Below are 21,028 nucleotides of genomic sequence, written 5' to 3' on the forward strand. Positions count from 1 at the left end.
GGGGTGGGCTTGTGCGACTGGGCTGTCGGAGGCGTGGTGCCCCGCGTGTGCGGTGCGTCGGGCCTGCCGGTCGTGTGGGTCATCGGGGCTCCTGTGATCCCGTGCCGCCTGCGGTGTCGGCGCCGTCGGCCAGCACGCCGAGCAGGGCCTCGGCCAGCTCCGGCTTGAGCATGCCGTGGGCGAGCGCGCGGTCGGCCGTGGCGCGGGCCATCGCGAGGTAGCCGGCCACGGCCTGCGGAGAGTGCCGGCGCAGCTCGCTCATGTGCGCGGCGACCGTGCCGGCGTCGCCTCGGGCCACCGGGCCGGTCAGGGCGGCGTCGCCGGAGCGCAGGGCGTTGTCGAGGGCGGCGCCGAGGAGGGGGCCGAGCATCCGGTCGGGGGCGGCGACCCCGGCCGTACGCAACAGCTCCATCGACTGGGCGACCAGCGTGACCAGGTGGTTCGCGCCGAGAGCGAGCGCCGCGTGGTAGAGCGGGCGGGACTCCTCCGCGATCCATTCGGGCTCGCCGCCCATCTCGATGACCAGCGCCTCCGCGGCGAGCCGCAGCTCCTCGGGGGCGGTCACGCCGAAGGAACAGCCGGCCAGCCGCTGGACGTCGACGGAGGTGCCGGTGAACGTCATCACCGGGTGCAGGGCGAGCGGCAGGGCACCGGCCCGCATGGCCGGGTCCAGCACTTGCGTCCCGTACCGCCCCGACGTGTGGACGAGCAGCTGGCCCGGCCGCACCGCGCCCGTCTCGGCGAGGCCCTCGACCAGGCCGGGCAGGGCGTCGTCCGGAACGGTCAGCAGCACCAGCTCGGCGCGCGCGAGCACCTCGGCGGGCGGCACCAGCGGGACGTCGGGGAGCAGGGTGGCCGCCCGGCGCACCGACGCGTCGGAGACGCCCGACACGGCGACCGGTCGGTGCCCGGCGAGCTGCAGGGACGCGGCGAGAGCGGGGCCGACGCGACCCGCGCCCACGACACCGACCGTGAGTCGGGCGGGGCGGTCCCTCGCGTCGAGGGGCTCCTTGGGGATTGATGCATTCACGCGGCGGTGGCCTTCCGTTCCAGTCCGCGGGGGGTACCGGACGATTTCTCTGCATGCTACGCCAGCGTTTCGCCCGGACCCCTGGCTGTCCACAGCCTGTGGGAAAAGTCCCGGGAGCGCGCGGCCCGGCACCCCCGTGGGCCCGAAAAAACGTGCGAGCTCCGGCTGCGACCTGCGTGATGATCGTCCCATGACAGACACGGCAGACATGGCGAGCGCGGAAGAGCAGGCACGGCACTCGAAGGGGGATGCGCGGGAACAGTCACAGGGGCAGCCGCAGGCACAGGAACAGTCGCAGTCGCACGAGCAGTTGCGGTCACAGGAACAGTCGCAGGAGGACGCGGAGCGGCTGCGCAGGTTGAAGGCCCGGCGTGCGGCCGAGCGGGTCCTGATCAGGTCGCCCATGCACCTCCCGCTCGGTGAACGGCTGGCCGCGCTGGCGGCGGGGGCCGGCGCGGTCACCGATCTCGGCCGTCCCACGGACATATACGGCGATGGCGTCGTCGCCGAGCTGGAGCGGCGGATCGCGGACCTGCTGGGCATGGAGTCCGCCGCGTTCTTCCCGACCGGGACGATGGCACAGCAGGTCGCGCTGCGCTGCTGGGCCGGGCGGACCGGAAATTCCACGGTGGCGCTGCATCCCCTGGCCCACCCCGAGGTGCACGAGCGCGGCGCGTTGGGAGCGGTGAGCGGGCTGCGTACCGTCCATCCGACGTCCGAGCCCCGGCCGCCCACGGCGCAGGAGATCCGCGACTTCGCCGAGCCGTTCGGCACGCTGATGCTGGAGCTGCCACTGCGCGATGCCGGTTTCGTCCTGCCGACGTGGGAGGAGCTGGAGGCCGTGGTGGCGGCCGCCCGGGAACGCGATGCGGTGGTGCATGTCGACGGCGCGCGGCTGTGGGAATGCGCCCCCCACTTCGGGCGGGAGCTGCCGGAGATCGCGGCGCTCGCGGACAGCGTGTACGTCTCGTTCTACAAGACCCTCGGCGGAATCTCCGGGGCCGCGCTGGCCGGTCCCGAGTCCCTGATCGAGGAGGCCCGCACCTGGCGCCACCGGTACGGCGGGCAGCTCTTCCAGCAGTTCCCGGCGGCGCTCGCCGCGCTGATCGGCCTGGACCAGGAGCTGCCGATGCTGCCGTCGTACGTCGCCCAGGCGAAGGTGGTGGCCGGGGCGCTGGCCGAGGGCTTCGCGGCGACCGGCGCCGGGTGGTTCCGGGTGCATCCGGAACCACCGCACACGCACCAGTTCCAGGTATGGCTGCCGTACGAGGCGGACGTCCTGACGGAGGCGGCGGTGCGGCAGGCGGAGGACACGGGCGTGGTGCTCTTCCACAACTGGCACCCCGCGGCTGCCGGGCCGCCCGGGGTGGCGTTCACCGAGGTCACGGTGGGCCGGGAAGGGCTGGAGTGGACGGCGCAGGACGTACGGGGGGCGGTGGCGGAGTTCATGAACCGGGTGATGGCTCAGCTCCGTTCGTCGGACTGACGTCCGCCGGGCCGGGCGGACCAGGTGCGACGGCGGTAGCGGCCGTAGTGGTCCCGGACGGTCCGCAGTACGGACCGGTCGTGCCGGCCCGGCGGTGGCGGCGGCGGCTCGCCGTGCTGGGCCGCGCGGTAGCTGTCGATCATGTGCTGCTGAAGGGCGTTCATGGCCTCAGGGTGGGCCGGTCCCGGCCCACCCTGCTCGCCGATTGACGAGCAGCGTCAAGTGACGCGTGGCCTTTCGCGCGCACCCCGCACCATGGAGGGGTGAGCGTGCACATCGACATCGTGGGGCTGGAGCCCCGGAGCATCGTGTTCGAGACCTCTCCCCTCGCCGAGCTGGGGCTGGCCCTGCATGCCCTCTCCGAGCCCGGACACCACCCGGGGCTGCACGGCTGGGCGACGGCGACCGCCAGTGCGCTGGAACCCGACCTCGCCGACCGGCTGCACGAGGCCGAGTTCCTGTGGCGCAACACGTTCTCGGACATCTTCATGCCGTTCGCCGGCGTCCGTGGCGGCAACGGCAGGACGGGCGCGAACCTCGCCGAGGACCTGGACATCCTCGACCGGCTGGACGACGAGCGGTTCGTCGCCGCCGCCCTGGAGTTCACCTGCTCCAGCCTGTACGGGCTCGGCGCGCCCTCCCCGCTCAGCGACTCGCTGATGCGCGCCCGCGCCTTGGACATGGCGGCGGCGCGCGGCCCCCAACAGGTGGAATTCGCCCAGCAGCTGCTGGACGATCCCGCCCCCGTACGCCGCTGGATCCGCCGCCTGTTCGAGGACTGTGACCAGGCGTTCTTCGCCGACACCTGGCGGCGGGTGCGGGTCCAGCTGGTCGCCGACGCCCGGCACAAGACGGATCTGCTGCGGCGCAAGGGGCTCGGCGAGGCGATGGGCGCGGTGTCCCCGGCGCTGTCGCTCGACGAGGCCGGGACCCGGATCAGCGCCGACAAGCTGACCGAGGGCCGGACCAACGCCGCAGACCCGGCTGTCGGCCGCCCCGGGCTCACCCTCGTCCCGTCCGCCTTCGGCTGGCCGCACCTGAACCTGCTGTACGCGCCCGGCTGGCGCCCGGTGATCCACTACCCGGTGCACCACCCCGAGCTGCCCTCCCCTGCCTCCGTGGAGCTGCTCCAGCTGCGCATGGAGGCGCTGGCCCACCCGATGCGGATGCGCCTGTGCCGCCATCTCGCCCGTTCCCCGTACACGACCGGTGAACTCGCCGAGACCTACGGCATCTCGGCGCCCGAGGTCTCCCGGCACCTCGCGGCGCTGAAGAAGGCGGGCCTGGTCACCACCCGGCGGCGCGGCCGGTACGTGCAGCACCAGCTGGACCTGACCGTGGTGGCACGGCTCGGCAGCGACTTCCTGGAGGGCGTCCTGCGCTGAGTCACGCTTCCGATTCGCGCCGAGCGACGACCGGCTCGACCGGCCGCATCAGCCGCATCGGCCGGCTCAGTCGAAGCGGATGTGTTTGATCCCCGTCCACGTACGCCGCACCCGGTGCCGCAGCGCGCTGTCCGTGTCCGGCAGGATGCTCAGCCCCGCCGATCCGGCGATCCGGTCGGCGACCTGCGGGACCGTCAGCCGGTCGGTGGCGAGGTGTTCGGCGAACTCCGGCTCCGCGAGCCGTTCGAGGCAGTGATCGAGCTTCGCCACGGCGAAACTCTCCCGCTTCAGCCCCCGCCCGAACCCGCGTTCGCTCAGCCGCCGCAGCACCGTGGCCCGTTCGGCGAGCAGCGCGAAGTGGTGCACGGTGTGCCCGTCCTCGCGCAGCCGTCCGATGATCTCGGCGAAGTAGCCGGGGTCGACGAGCGTCATCGGGGCGATCACCGGTCCCGGATGACCCCGCAGCGCCAGTCCCAGCACCTCGCGCACGCCGTCCCGCCAAGCCGTCAGGTCCTGGAAGTCACCGCGTAGTCGCGGTGGGAGCGTCCGGTGTAGCCCGAACCCGACGTGCTCGGGGTCGCAGACCACGCTGCCGGGCAGTCGCCGGTTCAGCTCGTACGCCGTGTGCGTCTTGCCGCCGCCGAACGGCCCGTTGATCCAGAGCAGCGCCCCCATGGTTCAGCCCATCCCGCCGGCCCTGACCAGCCCCGTCTCGTACGCGAGGACGACGACCTGCACCCGGTCACGCAGGCCCAGCTTGGTGAGGATGCGGCCCACGTGCGTCTTCACGGTCGCCTCGGAGAGCACCAGGCGGGCCGCGATCTCGCCGTTCGACAGTCCCTGCGCGACCAGCAGCATCACTTCGCGTTCACGTTCGGTGAGCTTGGCGATGCCCTTGTGCTGCGGCTCGCTGGTGCCGCTCGGCAGCATCGGTGAGAAGCGGTCGAGGAGCCTGCGGGTGGTGGACGGGGCGACGACGGCGTCGCCGCTGTGCACGGAGCGAATGGCTGCGAGCAGTTCGGCGGGCGGCACGTCCTTGAGCATGAAGCCGCTGGCCCCGGCCTTCAGCCCGGAGAAGGCGTACTCGTCGAGGTCGAACGTGGTCAGGATGAGCACCTTGGGCGCATCCGGCTGCGCGCAGATGCGCCGGGTGGCCTCGACACCGTCCAGCCTCGGCATCCGGACGTCCATCAGCACCACGTCGACGGCGGTGGTGCGCAGGATCCCGATCGCCTCCGCGCCGTCGCCGGCCTCGGCCACGACCTCCATGTCCGGCTGGGCGGCGAGCACCATCCGGAAGCCGGTGCGCAGCAGCACCTGGTCGTCGACGAGCATCACGCGGATCGCCATGAGGGGTCCTGTCTCCTGTCTGTCCTGCGCCTGTACTGCATTTCTGTACCGTGTCCGTCCTGCGCCCGTACTGCGTCTCCGTACCGCGTCCGTCCCGGGTCCGGAAAATAGAATGCCGGAGGCCTAGTGGGCCGCCTTGAGCGGCAGCAGGGCGCTGATCCGGAACCCGCCGCCGGGCCGCGGCCCGGCGTCCAGCGTGCCGCCGACCATGCCCACCCGTTCGCGCATGCCGATCATTCCGTGGCCCGCGCCGTCGGCGCCGCCGTCCACGTACAGTTCGTGCGCCGCACCCCGCCCGTCGTCCTCGACCAGCAGCCCGAGCCCGTCGTCGAAGTAGACCAGCCGCACACTGGCCCCGGCGTCCGGACCCCCGTGCTTACGGGTGTTGGTCAGGGCCTCCTGCACGATGCGGTACGCGGTCAGCTCGACCCCGCTGGGCAACGGCCGCGGGGTGCCCTCGATCTTGAAGTCGACGGCCAGCCCGGTCTTCCTGACCTGCTCGATGAGGTCCTCGATCTGCTCGACATCGGGCTGCGGGACGTACTCCCCGCTCTCCTGGGCGTCCCCGGTCCGCAGCACCCCGAGCAGCCGCCGCATCTCCGCGAGGGCCTGCCTGCCGGTGCTGGAGATGGTCTCCAGGGCCTGCCGGGCCTGATCGGGGGCCGCGTCCATGACATACGCCGCGCCGTCGGCCTGCACCACCATCACCGAGACGTTGTGCGCGACGACGTCGTGGAGTTCGCGGGCGATACGGGCCCGCTCGGCGGCCACCGCGACCTTCGACTGCGCCTCGCGCTCCCGCTCCAGCCGGGCCGCGCGCTCCTCCAGCTGGCTGAAGTAGGCGCGCCGGGTCCGCATCGAGTCGCCGAGCACCCAGGCGAGCACGAACGGCACGGTGAGCACGATGACGACGAAGACCTGCTGGGGCCAGCCGGTGTGCGGTACGTCCTGCGGCCAGCGCAGCTGAGAGAGGCCGGCCGCGCCCAGGGCGCAGACCAGCGCGAGCCGGGACGCCCAGCGCTCCCCGAGGGTGGCCACGGTGAAGACGATCACCAGCATCGCGAAGTTCACGACGCCGGGAGTGACCCCGAACACCAGCTGTCCGACGCCCATCGCGATGGTGAGGAGCAGCATCTTCTCCGGCGCACGCCGGCGCAACGCGACGACGGTGCAGAGCCCGACGCTGATCAGCAGGGTGGCGAGCCGCCCACCCGCGCGATCCGCAGGCGCCACCATGGACAGGCCGGAGAGCCCGAAGAGGAAGACAGCCCAGAAGCTGTCGACGCCCGTCGGGTGTCTGCGGATGAAGTCGTAGAGGCGCTGCACGTAACCCAGCGTAGGGACAGGCGACAGGTGCACGGGTCAGCCGAAGGGCCGATCCGGCTCCAGGGACCGTACTCCCCAAGGTGGAGACTTGGAAACGTGACGGACGAGTGGCGTGGGTGGCAGGAGGCGGCAGAGACCGCTTTGTACGGAGACGGGGGGTTCTATCGGAGCCCCGAAGGGCCGGCGGGTCACTTCCGTACCTCCGTCCACGCGTCCCCGCTGTTCGCCTCGGCCGTCGCCCGGCTGCTGGTCAGGACGGCGCGGGAGCTCGGCACCGGCTCGGTCGACCTGGTGGACCTGGGGGCGGGGCGGGGCGAACTGCTGACGGGGGTGCTGGCGGCCCTGCCGGCCGCGGGCGCCGACGGCCTGGCCGTACGGGCGTACGCCGTGGAGCTCGCCGCCCGCCCCGCCGGTCTGGACCCCCGGATCGAGTGGTGCACCGAACCGCCGCCGGGGGCGCGCGGTCTGCTGTTCGCCAACGAGTGGCTGGACAACGTCCCGACCGAGGTCGCCGAGACCGACGCGGACGGCGTGGACCGGTATGTCCTCGTCCGGACGGCGGACGGTGCGGAACGGCTGGGCGGGCCGGTGTCCGGGGCCGACGCCGCGTGGCTGCGCCGCTGGTGGCCGTCGGCCGGACCGGGCAGCCGGGCCGAGATCGGGCGCCCGCGCGACGAGGCCTGGGCACGGGCGGTTTCCACGCTGGACGGGGGGCTCGCGGTGGCGGTGGACTACGCCCACGTACGGAAGGCGCGGCCCCCCTTCGGCACGCTGACCGGCTTCCGGTCCGGCCGCGAGGTGCGACCGGTGCCGGACGGCAGCTGCGACCTCACCTCGCACGTGGCCCTGGACGCGTGCGCGGCGGCGGCCGGGGGCGGGACGGTGCTCCCCCAGCGCGAGGCGCTGCACGGCCTCGGCATCGACGGCAGGCGCCCGCCCCTGGCCCTGGCCTCGACCGACCCGGCAGGCTACGTACGGGCCCTCGCCTCGGCGGGCGAGGCGGCGGAGCTGACGGCCCGGGGCGGCCTGGGCGACTTCGGCTGGCTGATGCACCGAAGAATCGGCCCCGTCGGCGAGTGAGGCGCGGGGCCGGGGCGGCGCCCCGGTCGGACCAGCCCCGCAGGCGCTTGAGCCGCGGGGCCCGGGGCAGGGCGCCGGACGCTCAGGGAATACTGGCTGTATGACGGAGACGACAGTCGGCATCGGCGGCGCAGCGGAGAGCACCGACATGGTGCTCAACATCGGCCCCCAGCACCCCTCCACCCACGGCGTGCTCCGTCTGCGCATCGTCCTCGACGGCGAACGCATCCAGCACGCCGAACCGGTCATCGGTTACATGCACCGCGGCGCGGAGAAGCTGTTCGAGGCCCGCGACTACCGGCAGATCGTGATGCTCGCCAACCGCCACGACTGGCTGTCGGCGTTCTCCAACGAGCTGGGCGTCGTGATGGCCGTCGAGCGCATGCTCGGCATGGAGGTCCCGGAGCGCGCGGTCTGGACGCGCACCCTGCTCGCCGAGCTGAACCGGGTCCTGAACCATCTGATGTTCCTCGGCTCGTACCCGCTCGAACTCGGCGGGATCACCCCGGTGTTCTACGCCTTCCGCGAGCGCGAGGAGCTCCAGGCCGTGATGGAGGAGGTCTCCGGCGGCCGGATGCACTACATGTTCAACCGGGTCGGCGGCCTCAAGGAGGACCTCCCGGCGGGCTGGCTCGGCCGCGCCCGGGACGCCGTCGCCTCGGTCCGGTCCCGGATGGACGTGTACGACGACCTGGTGCTCGGCAACGAGATCTTCCGGGGCCGTACCCGCGGCGTCGGCGTGCTGTCCGCCGAGACCGTGCACGCGTACGGGGTGTCCGGTCCCATCGCCCGCGCCTCCGGGGTCGACTTCGATCTGCGCCGCGACGAGCCCTATCTCGCGTACGGGGAACTCCAGGACACCCTCAAGGTCGTCACCCGCACCGAGGGCGACTGCCTGGCCCGCTTCGAATGTCTGCTGGAGCAGACACACAACGCCCTGGATCTGGCGGACGCCTGCCTGGACCGGATGGCCGGCCTCGCGCCCGGCCCGATCAACCAGCGGCTCCCCAAGGTGCTGAAGGCCCCCGAGGGCCACACCTACGCCTGGACCGAGAACCCGCTCGGCATCAACGGCTACTACCTGGTGTCCAAGGGCGAGAAGACCCCGTACCGGCTGAAGCTCCGCTCCGCGTCGTACAACAACATCCAGGCGCTCACCGAGCTGCTGCCGGGCACGCTGGTCGCCGACATGGTGGCGATCCTGGGCTCGCTCTTCTTCGTCGTCGGCGACATCGACAAGTAGGCCGGACCGGCCCCGGCCGCGCGGCGCCTACGAGATGGCGGTGCGCAGCTCCACCACGTCCAGCTGCTCGGTCTCGTCGTGCGCGGTCAGATCGATGACCTTACCGACGGCCCGGTTCCCGGTCGTGCCCGTGCGGTGCGCGGCCAGCGCCTCCTCGCCCACCACGTCCGCGAGGTCCTCGTTCTGCACGGACTCGATCGCGGCGCGCGCCTTCTGCGTACCGAAGAAGTCGAAGCTTCCCTGCGGCACCGGATGACGGCGGGGCGCGGCGTGCGGAGCGACCGGGCTGGCGGCCGGCACGGCGCGCGCCGCGGGCAGCGCGGCGGCCTGCCGGGGTGCCGGAAGGGCCGTCGTCGGGCGGAGGTGCTGCGCTCCGGAGGTGTCCGGGGCCGCCGCGTGCTTCCCCTGCCGCTCCTCCGCCTCCCGGGCGCGCTCCGCGAGATCCCGCTTCCTGGCCTGCTCGGCGGTACGGCGCGCCTCCTGGAGGGCCCCGTTGCGCGAGAGGTCCTCCAGCGCCTGGGCGGCGCGCAGATAGGCGGCCGGCGTCGGTGTGCTGCGCGCCGCGGGCAGTTCCCGGGGAGTCGCGGCTTCGAGCGCGAGCTGCCTGCGGCCCTCCAGCGCGCTGGCCCGCTCGGTCTCGGCGTTGGCGTACCGCCGCAGCAGAGCAGCGTGCTCCCCGCGCAGGTTGGCGAGCTCCACGCGCTTGCGGCGCAGCTTCGTCTCCAGTCGGGCGCGCAGCTCCCGCGACTCCTCCAGGTCGGCCTCCAGCTCGGCCATGCGCTCCTCGGCCCGCCATTCGTCACCGGCTCGGGCGCGCGTCAGCTCCGCGAGACGGCGGCCCGCGTCCCGGTCCCAGCTGCGCATCAGATACGCGCCGGTCACGGCCGCGGCCGCCGTGGCGGCCACCAGACCGCGCAGGATCAGGGGCTCGGCGAGCAGCCAGGCGCCCCCGGCACAGAGAACCGACACTCCGACGACGGCAGACGGCGGAAGGATTCTGTGCAGAGGTGGCGAATGGCGATGACGTCCACGTGGCATGGCCTGAAATTTACCGTGTGTAGGAGGCACTTGGGGAGCCGCCGGCCAATCTGTTCCCACCCGGTTACCTGGCGGTCCCCAATCCTCGATCTCTACTTCTTGATGAGGCCCTTCGACCGCAGATAGTCCTTGGCCGCGTCGGCGGGCTTTGCGCGCTCGGCGTCCACCTTGCGGTTCAGTTCCGCGAGATCCTCGGTGGTGAGGGCCTTGGTGAGCTTGCCGAGTGCGTCGGCAATGTCCTGGGAACCCGCGTCCTTGGCATTGACGACCGGCAGAACGTTGTCCGCGTTCTGGAGCTTCTTGTCGTCCTCCAGGAACACCAGGCCGTAGCTGTCGAGCACCGCGTCCGTGGTGGTGGTGAGGACCAGTTGGTCCTTGCCGTCCTTGACTGCCTGCTTGGACTGCGGTGTGCCGACTCCCTTGGGGTCGATACCGGTGACATTGACGCCGTACGTCTTCTTCAGGCCCGGCGCGCAGAACGGCCGCACCTCGCACTCGTCACCCGCAGCGATCCTCACTTCGGCCTTCGAACTGCCGAGATCCGAAAGCGTCCTGAGCTTGTTCTTCGCGGCGAATTCCTTGGTCACCGCGAAGGCGTTCTGGTCGACGGCTCCGCCGACCGGGAGGACCTTCAGTCCGCGCGGAGTGGCGAGCTTCTCCAGCGCCGCGACCGTGGCGGCCGCGTCACCGGAGGCGACCGGCTTCTTCTCGGCCGCCTTCGCGCCGTTCACCTTGGCATTGAGGAATTCGGCGATCGTCGCAGCGTATTCGGGAACGACATCGATTTCGCCCTTCTCCAGGGACGGTTCGTACAGTTCCCGGTTGGCCACCGTGGTGACCGAGGTGCTGTATCCGGCCTCACCCAGGATCTGTGCGTACAGCTCCGCGAGGACCTTGGACTCGGTGAAGGACGCCGCGCCGACGACGAGCGGACCCTTCTTGCCGGAGCCGCCGCCGGAGTCGCCGGAGGACGCCGAGCCCGCCTTGTCCTTCTCCAGGCTGTCGCCGCCGCAGGCGGCGAGCGAGCCGGCCAGCGCGACCATGCCGATGACCGCGCCCGCTATTCGCGAGGTCTTGCTCATGAGGTGTTCTCCGTCCACAGCAACAGGGCTATTTGAGATGAGATATGGGGATCCGGGGAGCTGGGGGCGTCATGCCGTCCTGCGGCGGCGCAGCGGTGACAGCAGCCGGTCCAGACCCACCAGCACCGCCTCCACCAGCAGGGCGAGTACGGCGACCAGCAGCGCCCCCGCGACCACCTGCGGCGTGTTGTACGTGTTGAATCCGGCGGTGATGATCCGGCCGAGGCCGCCCTGGCCGACCATCGCGGCGATCGTCGCCGTGGCGACCACCTGGACCGCGGCCGAGCGCAGCCCGGTCATGATCATCGGGTAGGCCAGCGGCAGCTCGACCCGTACGAAGAGCTGGCCGCCGGACATTCCCATGCCTCGCGCCGCCTCGGCCACCGACCGGTCGACCTCTGTCATCCCGACATAGGCGTTGGTGAGCAGCGGCGGCACGGCGAACAGCACCAGCGCGGTGATCGTCGGCACGTATCCGGCATTGCGCAGCGGCGAGACCATGAAGAGGGCCAGCACTGCGAAGACCGGGACCGCCCGCCCCACGTTGGAGATGTTGACGGCCAGCGCGCCCCCTTTCCCGATGTGCCCGAGGTACAGGGCGACCGGCAGCGCGATCGCACAGGCCAGGGCGAGCGCGACACCGCTGACGTACAGATGCTCGGCGAGCCGGTGGGCCGCCCCGCTCTCCCCCGTCCAATTGGCGCCGGTCATGAGCCAGGTCCAGGCCTCGCCGAGAACTCCCATGGTTCAGACCGCCTTTGCCGTGGCACCCGCGACCGCGGTCTCGCCCGCGCGGGTGGGGCGTATTCGGGTCCAGGGGGTCAACAGCCGCTGGAGGCCCAGCAGCAGCAGATCGGCGAAGACCGCGAGCAGTACGCACAGGACCGAGGCGGTCAGCACCTGGGCCTTGAAGAAGCTGGGCAGGGCGTCCCCTATGAGGTTGCCCAGGCCGCCTCTGCCGATGATCGATCCGACCGTCGTCAGCGCGATCGTCGAGACGGTGGCGATCCGTACACCTGCCATCAACGCGGGCATGGCAAGGGGGACTTCAACCTCCCACAGCAGCCGGACCGGCCCGTAGCCCATGCCCTTCGCGGCTTCCTTCGCCTCCCGCGGAACCGCTTCGAGACCCGCCAGGATGTTCCGCACGAGAATAGTCAGGGAATACAGCACCAGACCGGTGACGACCAGCGCCGCGGAGAGACCGAACAGCGGCAGCAGCAACGAGAACATCGCGAGGGACGGCACGGTGTAGAGCACCGTCGTCAACCCCAGCACCGGTCCGGCGAAGCGGCGACTGCGGCGGGCGAGCAGCGCCAGCGGAAAGGCCACCACGAGCCCGATCAGCACCGAGACCACGGTGATCCAGATGTGCTGGACCGTCGCATCGGTCAACTCCTGGCTGCGGGAACGGAGATACTCCCCGCAGATCCAGTCGTTCGTGACCATGCAGTTCTGTGCGGCAGCCATCCGTCCCCCACCTCCCGATTACCGCTCGTGCCGAAGCATCGACGTCGTACCCGAAGTACCGATGCCTGGCGACCCTATCCCCGACCACCGACAATCGCCGAGGCCGTTGTATTCCAGCAACATGTCCTTCACAGAACACGCGCGACAATGGGGAACCATGATCCGTTTCGAGCACGTCACCAAGCGGTACGCGGACGGCACCACCGCCGTCGACGACCTTTCCTTCGAGGTCGCCGAGGGTGAACTGGTCACGCTCGTCGGACCGTCGGGCTGTGGCAAGACGACCACCATGAAGATGGTGAACCGGCTGATCGAACCGACCGGGGGCCGGATATTCCTCGACGGGGACGACATATCCGCCATCGACCCCGTCCAACTGCGCCGCCGCATCGGCTATGTGATCCAGCAGGTGGGCCTCTTCCCGCACCGTACGGTCCTGGAAAACACCGCGACCGTTCCCCACCTCCTCGGCTGGAAACGAGGAAAGGGCCGCGAGCGCGCGGCAGAACTCCTCGACCTGGTCGGACTTGATCCTTCCGTTTATGGCGACCGCTATCCGGAACAGCTCTCCGGCGGTCAGCGCCAACGCGTGGGCGTCGCAAGGGCGCTGGCCGCCGACCCGCCCGTACTGCTGATGGACGAGCCTTTCGGCGCGGTCGACCCCGTCGTACGGGAACGGCTGCAGAACGAATTCCTGAATCTCCAGAAACAGGTCCGTAAAACCGTGTTGTTCGTCACGCACGACATCGAGGAAGCGGTCCGGCTCGGTGACCGTATCGCCGTCTACGGACAGGGCTCGATCGAGCAGTTCGACTCCCCGGCGACCGTGCTCGGCGCACCCGCCACCCCCTATGTGGCGGACTTCGTGGGCGCCGACCGCGGCCTCAAACGCCTCTCCGTGACCCCCATCGAGGAGGGCGACCTCGACCAGCCGCCGGTCGTCCACCTCGACGACTCCCTGGCGAGGGCGACCGAACGGCTGCGGGCCGAAGGCGCGCGCTGGGCCGTCGTGCTGGACGGCGAGGACAATCTGCACGGCTGGATCCCGGCCGACGGCACCACCACCGCGACCGAGGAGACGGTGCGCGCCCACGCCCGCAGGATGGAGGCGTGGCTGCCCGTCGGCGCCCCGCTCAAGCAGGCGTTCGCCACCATGCTCCAGCACGACGCCGGCTGGATCGCCGTCATCGACAAGGAGAGCACCGGCCGCTTCCTCGGCGTACTCACCCCGGCCCGGCTCCATGAGGCGCTGCGCCGCTCGATCGACGCGGACGCGCAGGACGTCCCGCGGGCCGAGGTGGCCGTCGAGACGGTGGAGAGCATCACCAAAGCCGCCTCACAGTGAGCCGGGAGCCGGGGACCGGGGGTCGGGGGCCGGGGACCGGGGGTCGGGGGTCGGAAGCCGGGGACCGGGGGTCGGGGGCCGGGGACCGGGGGTCGGGGGTCGGAAGCCGGGGACCGGGGGTCGGGGGCCGGGGACCGGGGACCGGGGGTCGGGGGCCGGTGAGCCGGATGCCGGGGACCGGGGACCGGGGGCCGGGGGTCGGGGGCCCGGGGCCGGTGGGCCCCTGCCCGGGACGGGAACCAGGACCCGCCCCGTCCCCCGGCTCAGCTCTCGCTCAGCCGGCTGCTCATCCAGTCCAGCGCCGAAGGAATCTCCCGCCGCCAGGTGTTGAAGTTGTGCCCACCGCTGTCGAGCACGATCGACGAGGCATGGGCGGGCGGCTTCACCTTGCTGAGGAACCGCATCGTGGAGTGGTAGTTCCCCTCGCCGTGCCTGGAGGTCGTGACCAGGAACGACGAGTCGGGCTGCGGCAGGTTGTCCAGGCTCCACATCAGATCGGAGCGGTCACGCGCGCCCTGGTCACCGTGGAAGAGGTCGCCGGTCGTCGGGTCCTCGGCCGCCTTGTAGTACGCGGAGAGCCCGGCGCTCGCGGCGAACCGGTCCGGGTGGTGGAGGCCGATCTTCAGCGCACAGTAGCCGCCGGTCGAATTGCCCATGATGCCCCAGTTACGGGGCAGCTTTCCGACCCGGTACGCATTCGAGACCACCTGCGGCAGGTCGTCGGCGAAGAACGTCTCGGTCTGCGGTCCGCCCTTCACGTTCACGCACTCGGTGTCCCGCGGCGGCGCCACCGTCGGCCGCAGCATCACCAGGATCATCGGCTGCGACCGTCCGGCCTCCACCCGATCGTGTGCCGTCCGCGGATAATCGAGGCCCTTCAGAAGGTTCTCCGAGACACCCGGGTAGCCCGTGAGGACCACCACCGCGGGGAACTTCCGGCGGGCGAACGCCGGCTGGAAGTACTCCGGCGGCAGATACACGTACGCGGAACTCTCTATCTTCGACCGCCGCCCCGAGATCACGACCTTGTCGATCCGGCCGCTCACCGCGGGCTGCGAACTGCGGGGCCCGTCCGGCAGCTGCATCCCGACCCGGACGATGTTCTTGGTGGCCAGCGTTCCGGCCGCGTGGTCCGTGACCACGCCCAGATCCTGCTTCTGCCCGAACAGATCGGCCCAGGAACCGTAGAAGAGGAAGGAGTTGTTGGCCACCAGCCCGACGGTGACGAAGACCGTCACCTGGGTCGCCAGCAGCAGGCCGACCCTGCCGAACACCGCGGACACGCTGCGCCGCGCCAGCCGCGGCCAGAGCCAGACCGTGGCACCGAAGAACACCACGGCCAGCACGATGGCCAGCGCCAAGAACGTCTTGCTGGTAAGACCCATGGGGGGTGCGCTTTCTTGTCTGGAATTTTCCGGCCGACGGGTGAACCCCCGCCGCGGAAGCCTCGTCCTACAGGTCGCACATCGTCCGGAAGGCCCTCGGCCGAAGGACTCAAGAATCTCTCGCGGAACCACGGGAAGCGATGTCTGTCACGCTAGATGGGGATAAATCGGGATCGGTTCCGAGTCCTGTACGTAAGTTCATGCGGGGCCCGCGCCCCGAATCCGTACCGGCACTGGTCGGCACCGCCTGCGCCGTCGTCGGCCTGGTCGATGTCGCCGCGGGTGTCTTCCCGCGCTTCCGGAACAGTCGGATGCATACCCTCGCCGAGGTGCTCCCAGGCGCCCTCGGACCGTTCGCCGCCGCTCTCTCCTTGAGCGCGGGCGTCCTGCTGCTGCTCCTCGCCCACGGCCTGAAGCGGCACAAGCGGCGGGCCTGGCGGGCGGCCGTCGTGCTGCTGCCGGCCGGTGCGCTGGCGCAGTTCGTCTACCGGCACTCGTTGATCGGCACGCTCGTCTCGCTCACGCTCTGCCTTCTGCTGGTCCGCCATCGCGGTGAATTCGCCGCGCTCCCCGACCCCCGGAGTCGCTGGCGGGCCCTGGCGAACTTCGTGCTCCTCGGCGCGGGTTCGCTCGGACTGGGCCTGATCATCGTCAGCGTCCATCCCGGCCGCGTCGTGGGGAGCCCCAGCGTCGCCGACCGTCTCCAGCACGTGCTGTACGGGCTGTTCGGCTTCGAGGGTCCCGTCGAATACGCCGGAGTCACCTCCTGGACCGTGGCGTACTCGCTCGGCGCCCTCGGTCTGCTGACCGCCGTCACCACCGTCTACCTGGCCTTCCGCCCCGAGCACCCGGCCGCCCGCCTCACCGAGGACGACGAGGCCCGGCTGCGCGCCCTGCTGGAGAAGCACGGCGGCCGCGACTCGCTCGGCCACTTCGCGCTCCGCCGCGACAAGGGCGTCGTCTTCTCCCCCAGCGGCAAGGCCGCCGTCTGCTACCGCGTCGTGTCCGGGGTGATGCTGGCGAGCGGCGACCCGATCGGTGACGTGGAGGCCTGGCCCGGCGCCATCGAGCGCTTCATGGACGAGGCCAAGGTCCACTCCTGGACCCCTGCCGTGATGGGCTGCAGCGAGACCGGCGGCGAGGTCTGGACCCGCGAGACCGGACTCGACGCGCTGGAACTGGGCGACGAGGCGGTGGTGGATGTCGCGGATTTCTCGCTCGCCGGGCGCGCGATGCGCAACGTACGCCAGATGGTGAAGCGCATTGAACGTCTTGGCTACGAGACCCGGGTCCGGCGTGTCCGCGATATCGGCGAGGCCGAGCTGGACCGCATCCGGCTGGCCGCCGCCGACTGGCGCGGCACGGACAACGAGCGCGGCTTCTCCATGGCGCTCGGCCGGATCGGCGACCCGGCCGACGGGGACTGCGTCATCGCCACCGCCCACAAGGCCGACGAACACACCGCCGACTCCCCGTACGGCGACCTGAAAGCCGTGCTGCACTTCGTCCCGTGGGGCAACGACGGAATGTCCCTAGATCTGATGCGCCGCGACCGCTCCGCCGACCCCGGCATGAACGAGCTGCTGATCGTCGCCTCCCTGCAGGAGTCCCCCCGGCTCGCCGTCGAACACGTCTCGCTGAACTTCGCGATGTTCCGCTCGGCGCTCGCCCGCGGCGAGAAGCTGGGTGCGGGACCGGTGCTGCGGTCCTGGCGGGGGCTGCTGATCTTTCTGTCACGCTGGTTCCAGATCGAGTCGCTGTACAAGTTCAACGCCAAGTTCCGGCCCCGCTGGGAGCCCCGATTCGTGGTGTACCGCGCCGCCCGCGACCTGCCCCGCATCTCCCTCGCGGCGATGCAGGCGGAGGGCTTCGTGAACCTCGCGCTGCCCCGTCCCTTCGCCCGCCGGTTCCCGCGCCGCCGGCCCCGCCCCTGCGCCCACACCCCGGCGCCGGGCCAGGAGCACCACGCCCGCGCGGCGTAAGAGCACGCCGTACGGGCCTACGCTGGTCGCATGAGTACGTTGCGTGGACGAGGCACGGTCCAAGGCCTGCCGGAGTGGGACCGCTGCGCGGTCATGGGTGTCGTCAATGTGACCCCGGACTCCTTCTCCGACGGGGGCCGCTGGTTCGACACCACGGCCGCGATCAAACACGGCCTCGACCTTGTCTCCGAGGGTGCCGACCTGATCGATGTCGGCGGCGAGTCGACCCGCCCCGGCGCCAGCCGGGTGAACGCGTCGGAGGAGCTGCGGCGCGTGGTCCCGGTGGTCAGGGGCCTGGCGTCCGAAGGGGTCACGGTCTCCGTCGACACCATGCGGGCCCGGGTCGCCGAGGAGTCGGTCGCGGCCGGAGCCGCCCTGGTCAACGACGTGAGCGGCGGTCTCGCCGACCCGGACATGGTCGGTGTCGTCGCGGCGGCCGGCGCGCCGTTCGTGGTGATGCACTGGCGCGGCTTCAGCGAGTCCATGAACAGCCGGGCGGTGTACGAGGACGTCGTCGCCGAAGTCGTCACGGAGCTGCGGGAACGGATGGACGCCGTGATCGCGGGCGGTGTCGACCCGGAACGGATCGTCATCGACCCCGGTCTCGGCTTCGCCAAGGACGCCGGCCACGACCTCGCCCTCGTCGCCCACCTCGACGAACTGCGCGCCCTGGGCCGCCCGCTGCTGGTCGCCGCCTCCCGCAAGCGCTTCCTCGGCCATGTGCTGGCCGGTGGGGGCGCCGCCCCACCACCCGCCCGCGAACGCGACGCCGCCACCGCGGCGATCTCCGCGCTCTCCGCCCACGCCGGCGCCTGGGCCGTCCGGGTCCACGAGGTCCGGGCCACGGCCGACGCCGTACGGGTCGCCCGCGCTGTCGAGGGAGCCGCGTGAGCGGGCGCGACGAGCACGCGGAGGCGGCCGCCGACATCGCGGCCGTCGAGCACGCCAACACCGCCTTCTACGAGGCGATGGAACGCGGCGACTTCGAGGAACTCTCCGGGCTCTGGCTGCCCGGCGAGGACCTCACCGTCTCCTGCGTCCACCCCGGCTGGCCGGTGCTCACCGGGCGCGGCGAGGTACTGCGCAGCTACGCCCTGATCATGGCGAACACCGAGTACATCCAGTTCTTCCTGACCGACGTCGGGATCTCGATGACCGGCGACACGGCCCTGGTGACCTGCACCGAGAACATCCTCAGCGGCGGCCCCGCGGAGGACGGCAACGCGCTCGGACCGCTGGTCGGCCAACTCGTCGTGGCCACCAATGTGTTCCGGCGCACGCCGGAGGGCTGGAAGCTCTGGTCCCACCACGGCTCGCCCGTACTCACCGAATCCGATGACGAGGACGAGGACGAAAGCCCGTCCTGACCGGAACATCCCCGTCCTGACGGGAACATCCGCGCGCTGGGGTGGGTTCGAAGCGGGCGATGGGGGTAGAAGCGGCTACCAGTCCCACGGAGCCCTGTCCATAGCCCCCGCGGGCAGGCACTGTCGGTGCTCGCAGGTAGATTCGAGAGTGAGAACAAGGCCGTCCGCACGCGGCCCCGTGTCTCTACGCCCTACGACAGCAGGAGTGATTCGCGTGGATCGTGTCGCGCTGCGCGGCCTCAAGGCCCGTGGACACCATGGAGTCTTCCCCCGGGAACGGGAAGAGGGCCAGACGTTCATCGTGGACCTGGTGCTCGGCCTCGACACCCGCCCCGCGGCAGCCGCCGACGACCTGACGAAGACCGTGCACTACGGCATCGTCGCCGAGGAAGTCGTCGCCGTGGTGCAGGGGGAGCCGGTCGACCTGATCGAAACGCTCGCGGAGCGGATCGCCCAGAGGTGCCTCAAGCACGAAGGAGTCGAGGAGGTGGAGGTCGTGGTGCACAAGCCGGACGCGCCGATCACCGTCCCCTTCGACGATGTGACCATCACCATCACCCGGAGCCGAGTATGAGTGCATTTTCCACCGAAGGGCAGAGCGACCCGACCGTACAGCCGGTGCCCGCCTCCGTGGTCGAGCAGGTGGACGCCGCGGACATCACCCTCTCCAACCCCAAACGCGCCGTGATCTCCCTGGGCTCCAATCTCGGCAACCGCCTGGAGACCCTCCAGGGCGCCATAGACGCCCTGGAAGACACCCCGGGCCTGCGGGTCAAGGCGGTCTCCCCGGTCTACGAGACCGAGCCCTGGGGCGTCGCTCCCGGCTCCCAGCCCTCGTACTTCAACGCGGTGATCGTGGTGAAGACGACACTCCCCCCGTCCTCGCTCCTGGAACGCGGCCAGGCCGTCGAAGAGGCTTTCGAACGGGTCCGCGAGGAGCGCTGGGGCCCGCGCACCATCGACGTCGACATCGTCGCGTACGCGGACGTCGTCTCCGACGACCCGTCGCTCACCCTCCCCCACCCCCGGGCCCATGAGCGGGCCTTCGTCCTCGCCCCGTGGCACGACGTCGACCCCGAGGCCCAGCTGCCCGGCGCCGGCCCCGTCTCGGAGCTGCTGGCCGGTCTCGGCCGTGAGGGCGTACTGCCCCGGACCGATCTGGAACTCCGCCTGCCCGAGTAGTCGTTAGGCTCAACGGACACGGACCGGTGGCGACACGCGCCACGGACGAATGACGGACCACTGACCACTGACGGCACGGACCCACCGACGTCGAAGGGCGGATCACTCGGTGAAGCAACTACGGCTCGGGATACTGGCCGGCCTCTTCGCCGCGGCCGGGGTGCTCTCCTGGGGCGGCGCCCGCCTCTGGGACTCCCTGGGCAGCCTGCCGAGCGTTCCCCTCGCCGCGCCGATCGTGCTCGCGGTGATCGCCGCCACCCTGCTCGCGACGGCACTCTCCATCCGTTCCCGGCTGCGCGCCCAGCGCGAGCGCCGGCCGGGGGCCAAGGGCGTCGAGCCCCTGATGGCGGCACGGGCAGTCGTCTTCGGCCAGGCCAGCGCCCTGGTCGTCTCCCTGGTCTCCGGCATGTACGGCGGCACGGGCGTCTACCTGCTCGGCTCCCTCGACATCCCGGCCCGCCGCGACCAGGCGATCTACGCAGGCCTCGCAGTCCTCGCCGGCATCGCGGTGGTGGCCGCGGCCCTCTGGCTCGAACGCATCTGCAGGCTCCCGGACGACGAGGACAAGGACAAGAGCTCGGCGGCCGCATAAGAGCCACCGAGCTCTCCTCCCGAGGCCGCTGTGGAACTCAGCGCGCCATGATCAGGCTCATGGCCTCGGCACGCGTCGCGGGGTCGCGGAGCTGCCCGCGGACCGCCGAGGTCAGCGTCTTGGCACCGGGCTTGCGGATACCGCGCATCGACATGCACATGTGTTCGCACTCGACGACGACGACGACGCCGCGCGGCTCCAGAATCTCCATGAGCGAATCGGCGATCTGCGTGGTGAGCCGCTCCTGGACCTGCGGACGCCGGGCGAACACGTCGACGAGACGGGCCAGCTTCGAAAGACCGGTGATCTTGCCGCTGGTCGCCGGGATGTACCCGACGTGCGCGACGCCCCTGAACGGCACCAGATGGTGTTCACAGGTACTGAAGACTTCGATGTCCTTGACCAGCACCATCTCGTCGTGCCCCAGGTCGAACGTGGTCGTCAGGACGTCCTCGGGCTCCTGGTAGAGGCCCGCGAATATCTCCTTGTACGCCCTTGCCACCCGGCCCGGTGTCTCGCGCAGTCCCTCACGGTCCGGATCCTCGCCCACCGCGAGAAGGAGTTCACGTACGGCGGCCTCGGCCCGCTTCTCGTCGAACTCGCCGATCGGACCCTGGCCGTCCAACGTCACCGGGTCGGTCATCTGTGCCTCGTTCCCTTGAGCTGTCACCCGCACACGCATCCG

At 71.0% G+C, this 21,028-nt stretch carries 22 protein-coding genes; 11 read left to right on the forward strand and 11 right to left on the reverse strand.

The features are described 5' to 3' along the window. Window positions 1-79 precede the first annotated feature (79 nt). On the reverse strand, window positions 80-1,030 hold the full coding sequence (locus ACFU8Q_RS07130) for a Rossmann-like and DUF2520 domain-containing protein (protein WP_384448979.1): 951 nt from the start codon (window positions 1,028-1,030) through the stop codon (window positions 80-82). Between the two features lie 190 nt (window positions 1,031-1,220). Here ACFU8Q_RS07130 and ACFU8Q_RS07135 point away from each other — a divergent pair, with 190 nt between their 5' ends. After that, window positions 1,221-2,516 carry a threonine aldolase family protein gene (locus tag ACFU8Q_RS07135; protein WP_384448982.1) on the forward strand — a complete coding sequence of 432 codons (1,296 nt, stop codon included), beginning with the start codon at window positions 1,221-1,223 and terminating at the stop codon, window positions 2,514-2,516. Here ACFU8Q_RS07135 and ACFU8Q_RS07140 read toward each other — a convergent pair. Continuing rightward, on the reverse strand, window positions 2,495-2,680 hold the full coding sequence (locus ACFU8Q_RS07140) for a hypothetical protein (protein ID WP_383757133.1): 186 nt from the start codon (window positions 2,678-2,680) through the stop codon (window positions 2,495-2,497). The two genes, ACFU8Q_RS07135 and ACFU8Q_RS07140, sit on opposite strands and share 22 nt — an antisense overlap. A 105-nt stretch (window positions 2,681-2,785) precedes the next feature. On the opposite strand from ACFU8Q_RS07140, the gene ACFU8Q_RS07145 reads away from it, so the two are divergent. Continuing rightward, entirely contained in the window at window positions 2,786-3,901 is a 1,116-nt protein-coding gene (locus ACFU8Q_RS07145) for a DUF5937 family protein (protein ID WP_384449050.1), read from the forward strand. A gap of 66 nt (window positions 3,902-3,967) precedes the next feature. Here ACFU8Q_RS07145 and ACFU8Q_RS07150 read toward each other — a convergent pair whose 3' ends face one another. From ACFU8Q_RS07150 to ACFU8Q_RS07160, 3 genes are all read right to left on the reverse strand, one after another. Beyond that, window positions 3,968-4,576, reverse strand: coding sequence for an AAA family ATPase (locus ACFU8Q_RS07150; protein WP_384448985.1), 609 nt, complete (start codon window positions 4,574-4,576; stop codon window positions 3,968-3,970). Window positions 4,577-4,579: 3 nt separating this feature from the next. Then, on the reverse strand, window positions 4,580-5,251 hold the full coding sequence (locus ACFU8Q_RS07155; protein ID WP_384448988.1) for a response regulator: 672 nt from the start codon (window positions 5,249-5,251) through the stop codon (window positions 4,580-4,582). Window positions 5,252-5,374: 123 nt separating this feature from the next. Continuing rightward, window positions 5,375-6,577 (reverse strand): sensor histidine kinase, encoded by a 1,203-nt coding sequence (locus ACFU8Q_RS07160; protein ID WP_384448991.1) that lies wholly within the window; start codon window positions 6,575-6,577, stop codon window positions 5,375-5,377. A 96-nt stretch (window positions 6,578-6,673) separates the two neighbouring features. Between ACFU8Q_RS07160 and ACFU8Q_RS07165 the strand changes: the two genes are divergently transcribed. Together ACFU8Q_RS07165 and ACFU8Q_RS07170 are read left to right on the forward strand one after the other, a co-directional pair. Then, window positions 6,674-7,657, forward strand: coding sequence for an SAM-dependent methyltransferase (locus ACFU8Q_RS07165; protein WP_384448994.1), 984 nt, complete (start codon window positions 6,674-6,676; stop codon window positions 7,655-7,657). A 100-nt stretch (window positions 7,658-7,757) separates the two neighbouring features. Continuing rightward, a complete protein-coding gene (locus tag ACFU8Q_RS07170) occupies window positions 7,758-8,900 on the forward strand; it encodes an NADH-quinone oxidoreductase subunit D (RefSeq protein WP_093893679.1) in 1,143 nt (380 codons plus the stop codon). 27 nt (window positions 8,901-8,927) lie between these two features. Here ACFU8Q_RS07170 and ACFU8Q_RS07175 read toward each other — a convergent pair whose 3' ends face one another. The 4 genes from ACFU8Q_RS07175 to ACFU8Q_RS07190 all read right to left on the reverse strand — a co-directional run bounded on the left by ACFU8Q_RS07175 (window position 8,928) and on the right by ACFU8Q_RS07190 (window position 12,490). Next, window positions 8,928-9,938, reverse strand: coding sequence for a hypothetical protein (locus ACFU8Q_RS07175; protein WP_384448997.1), 1,011 nt, complete (start codon window positions 9,936-9,938; stop codon window positions 8,928-8,930). Window positions 9,939-10,030: 92 nt separating this feature from the next. Further along, entirely contained in the window at window positions 10,031-11,020 is a 990-nt protein-coding gene (locus ACFU8Q_RS07180) for an ABC transporter substrate-binding protein (protein ID WP_384448999.1), read from the reverse strand. A 69-nt stretch (window positions 11,021-11,089) separates the two neighbouring features. Continuing rightward, the gene (locus ACFU8Q_RS07185) at window positions 11,090-11,764 is read right to left on the reverse strand and encodes an ABC transporter permease (RefSeq protein WP_384449002.1); all 675 of its coding nucleotides are present in this window, start codon (window positions 11,762-11,764) and stop codon (window positions 11,090-11,092) included. A 3-nt stretch (window positions 11,765-11,767) separates the two neighbouring features. Continuing rightward, entirely contained in the window at window positions 11,768-12,490 is a 723-nt protein-coding gene (locus tag ACFU8Q_RS07190) for an ABC transporter permease (protein ID WP_384449005.1), read from the reverse strand. A gap of 157 nt (window positions 12,491-12,647) precedes the next feature. Here ACFU8Q_RS07190 and ACFU8Q_RS07195 point away from each other — a divergent pair, with 157 nt between their 5' ends. Next, a complete protein-coding gene (locus ACFU8Q_RS07195; RefSeq protein WP_384449008.1) occupies window positions 12,648-13,835 on the forward strand; it encodes a betaine/proline/choline family ABC transporter ATP-binding protein in 1,188 nt (395 codons plus the stop codon). Between the two features lie 263 nt (window positions 13,836-14,098). Here the strand turns inward: ACFU8Q_RS07195 and ACFU8Q_RS07200 are convergent, their stop codons facing one another. Further along, window positions 14,099-15,220 carry an alpha/beta hydrolase gene (locus ACFU8Q_RS07200; protein WP_384449011.1) on the reverse strand — a complete coding sequence of 374 codons (1,122 nt, stop codon included), beginning with the start codon at window positions 15,218-15,220 and terminating at the stop codon, window positions 14,099-14,101. Window positions 15,221-15,420: 200 nt separating this feature from the next. Between ACFU8Q_RS07200 and ACFU8Q_RS07205 the strand changes: the two genes are divergently transcribed. The 6 genes from ACFU8Q_RS07205 to ACFU8Q_RS07230 all read left to right on the forward strand — a co-directional run bounded on the left by ACFU8Q_RS07205 (window position 15,421) and on the right by ACFU8Q_RS07230 (window position 20,343). Beyond that, the gene (locus tag ACFU8Q_RS07205) at window positions 15,421-17,202 is read left to right on the forward strand and encodes a phosphatidylglycerol lysyltransferase domain-containing protein (RefSeq protein ID WP_384449014.1); all 1,782 of its coding nucleotides are present in this window, start codon (window positions 15,421-15,423) and stop codon (window positions 17,200-17,202) included. Between the two features lie 93 nt (window positions 17,203-17,295). Continuing rightward, a complete protein-coding gene (gene folP, locus ACFU8Q_RS07210; RefSeq protein ID WP_384449052.1) occupies window positions 17,296-18,093 on the forward strand; it encodes a dihydropteroate synthase in 798 nt (265 codons plus the stop codon). Next, a complete protein-coding gene (locus tag ACFU8Q_RS07215) occupies window positions 18,090-18,569 on the forward strand; it encodes a nuclear transport factor 2 family protein (RefSeq protein WP_384449017.1) in 480 nt (159 codons plus the stop codon). The genes folP and ACFU8Q_RS07215 overlap by 4 nt, the downstream gene beginning before the upstream one ends. 214 nt (window positions 18,570-18,783) lie before the next feature. Further along, on the forward strand, window positions 18,784-19,143 hold the full coding sequence (gene folB, locus ACFU8Q_RS07220; RefSeq protein WP_384449019.1) for a dihydroneopterin aldolase: 360 nt from the start codon (window positions 18,784-18,786) through the stop codon (window positions 19,141-19,143). Further along, entirely contained in the window at window positions 19,140-19,751 is a 612-nt protein-coding gene (gene folK, locus ACFU8Q_RS07225) for a 2-amino-4-hydroxy-6-hydroxymethyldihydropteridine diphosphokinase (protein ID WP_384449022.1), read from the forward strand. Before folB ends, folK begins: the two co-directional genes overlap by 4 nt. Window positions 19,752-19,860: 109 nt before the next feature. Continuing rightward, window positions 19,861-20,343: a DUF3180 domain-containing protein gene (locus ACFU8Q_RS07230; RefSeq protein WP_384449025.1), complete on the forward strand. Its 483-nt coding sequence runs from the start codon at window positions 19,861-19,863 to the stop codon at window positions 20,341-20,343. A gap of 37 nt (window positions 20,344-20,380) precedes the next feature. On the opposite strand, the gene folE is transcribed toward ACFU8Q_RS07230, so the two are convergent. Next, window positions 20,381-20,986, reverse strand: coding sequence for a GTP cyclohydrolase I FolE (folE, locus tag ACFU8Q_RS07235; RefSeq protein ID WP_384449028.1), 606 nt, complete (start codon window positions 20,984-20,986; stop codon window positions 20,381-20,383). Window positions 20,987-21,028 lie beyond the last annotated feature (42 nt).

It is taken from the genome of Streptomyces sp. NPDC057543, from assembly GCF_042801895.1.
In the GTDB taxonomy this organism is placed as follows: domain Bacteria; phylum Actinomycetota; class Actinomycetes; order Streptomycetales; family Streptomycetaceae; genus Streptomyces.

What these genes read in the sequence shown, in the direction of transcription:
- ACFU8Q_RS07190 (WP_384449005.1), bottom strand. Translation starts at nt 12,490, where the DNA reads ATGGCTGCCGCACAGAACTGCATGGTCACGAACGACTGGATCTGCGGG.
- folK (WP_384449022.1), top strand. Translation starts at nt 19,140, where the DNA reads ATGAGTGCATTTTCCACCGAAGGGCAGAGCGACCCGACCGTACAGCCG.
- ACFU8Q_RS07180 (WP_384448999.1), bottom strand. Translation starts at nt 11,020, where the DNA reads ATGAGCAAGACCTCGCGAATAGCGGGCGCGGTCATCGGCATGGTCGCG.
- ACFU8Q_RS07135 (WP_384448982.1), top strand. Translation starts at nt 1,221, where the DNA reads ATGACAGACACGGCAGACATGGCGAGCGCGGAAGAGCAGGCACGGCAC.
- ACFU8Q_RS07150 (WP_384448985.1), bottom strand. Translation starts at nt 4,576, where the DNA reads ATGGGGGCGCTGCTCTGGATCAACGGGCCGTTCGGCGGCGGCAAGACG.
- ACFU8Q_RS07195 (WP_384449008.1), top strand. Translation starts at nt 12,648, where the DNA reads ATGATCCGTTTCGAGCACGTCACCAAGCGGTACGCGGACGGCACCACC.
- ACFU8Q_RS07170 (WP_093893679.1), top strand. Translation starts at nt 7,758, where the DNA reads ATGACGGAGACGACAGTCGGCATCGGCGGCGCAGCGGAGAGCACCGAC.
- ACFU8Q_RS07155 (WP_384448988.1), bottom strand. Translation starts at nt 5,251, where the DNA reads ATGGCGATCCGCGTGATGCTCGTCGACGACCAGGTGCTGCTGCGCACC.
- ACFU8Q_RS07205 (WP_384449014.1), top strand. Translation starts at nt 15,421, where the DNA reads ATGCGGGGCCCGCGCCCCGAATCCGTACCGGCACTGGTCGGCACCGCC.
- folP (WP_384449052.1), top strand. Translation starts at nt 17,296, where the DNA reads ATGGGTGTCGTCAATGTGACCCCGGACTCCTTCTCCGACGGGGGCCGC.
- ACFU8Q_RS07185 (WP_384449002.1), bottom strand. Translation starts at nt 11,764, where the DNA reads ATGGGAGTTCTCGGCGAGGCCTGGACCTGGCTCATGACCGGCGCCAAT.
- folE (WP_384449028.1), bottom strand. Translation starts at nt 20,986, where the DNA reads ATGACCGACCCGGTGACGTTGGACGGCCAGGGTCCGATCGGCGAGTTC.
- ACFU8Q_RS07140 (WP_383757133.1), bottom strand. Translation starts at nt 2,680, where the DNA reads ATGAACGCCCTTCAGCAGCACATGATCGACAGCTACCGCGCGGCCCAG.
- ACFU8Q_RS07200 (WP_384449011.1), bottom strand. Translation starts at nt 15,220, where the DNA reads ATGGGTCTTACCAGCAAGACGTTCTTGGCGCTGGCCATCGTGCTGGCC.
- ACFU8Q_RS07175 (WP_384448997.1), bottom strand. Translation starts at nt 9,938, where the DNA reads ATGCCACGTGGACGTCATCGCCATTCGCCACCTCTGCACAGAATCCTT.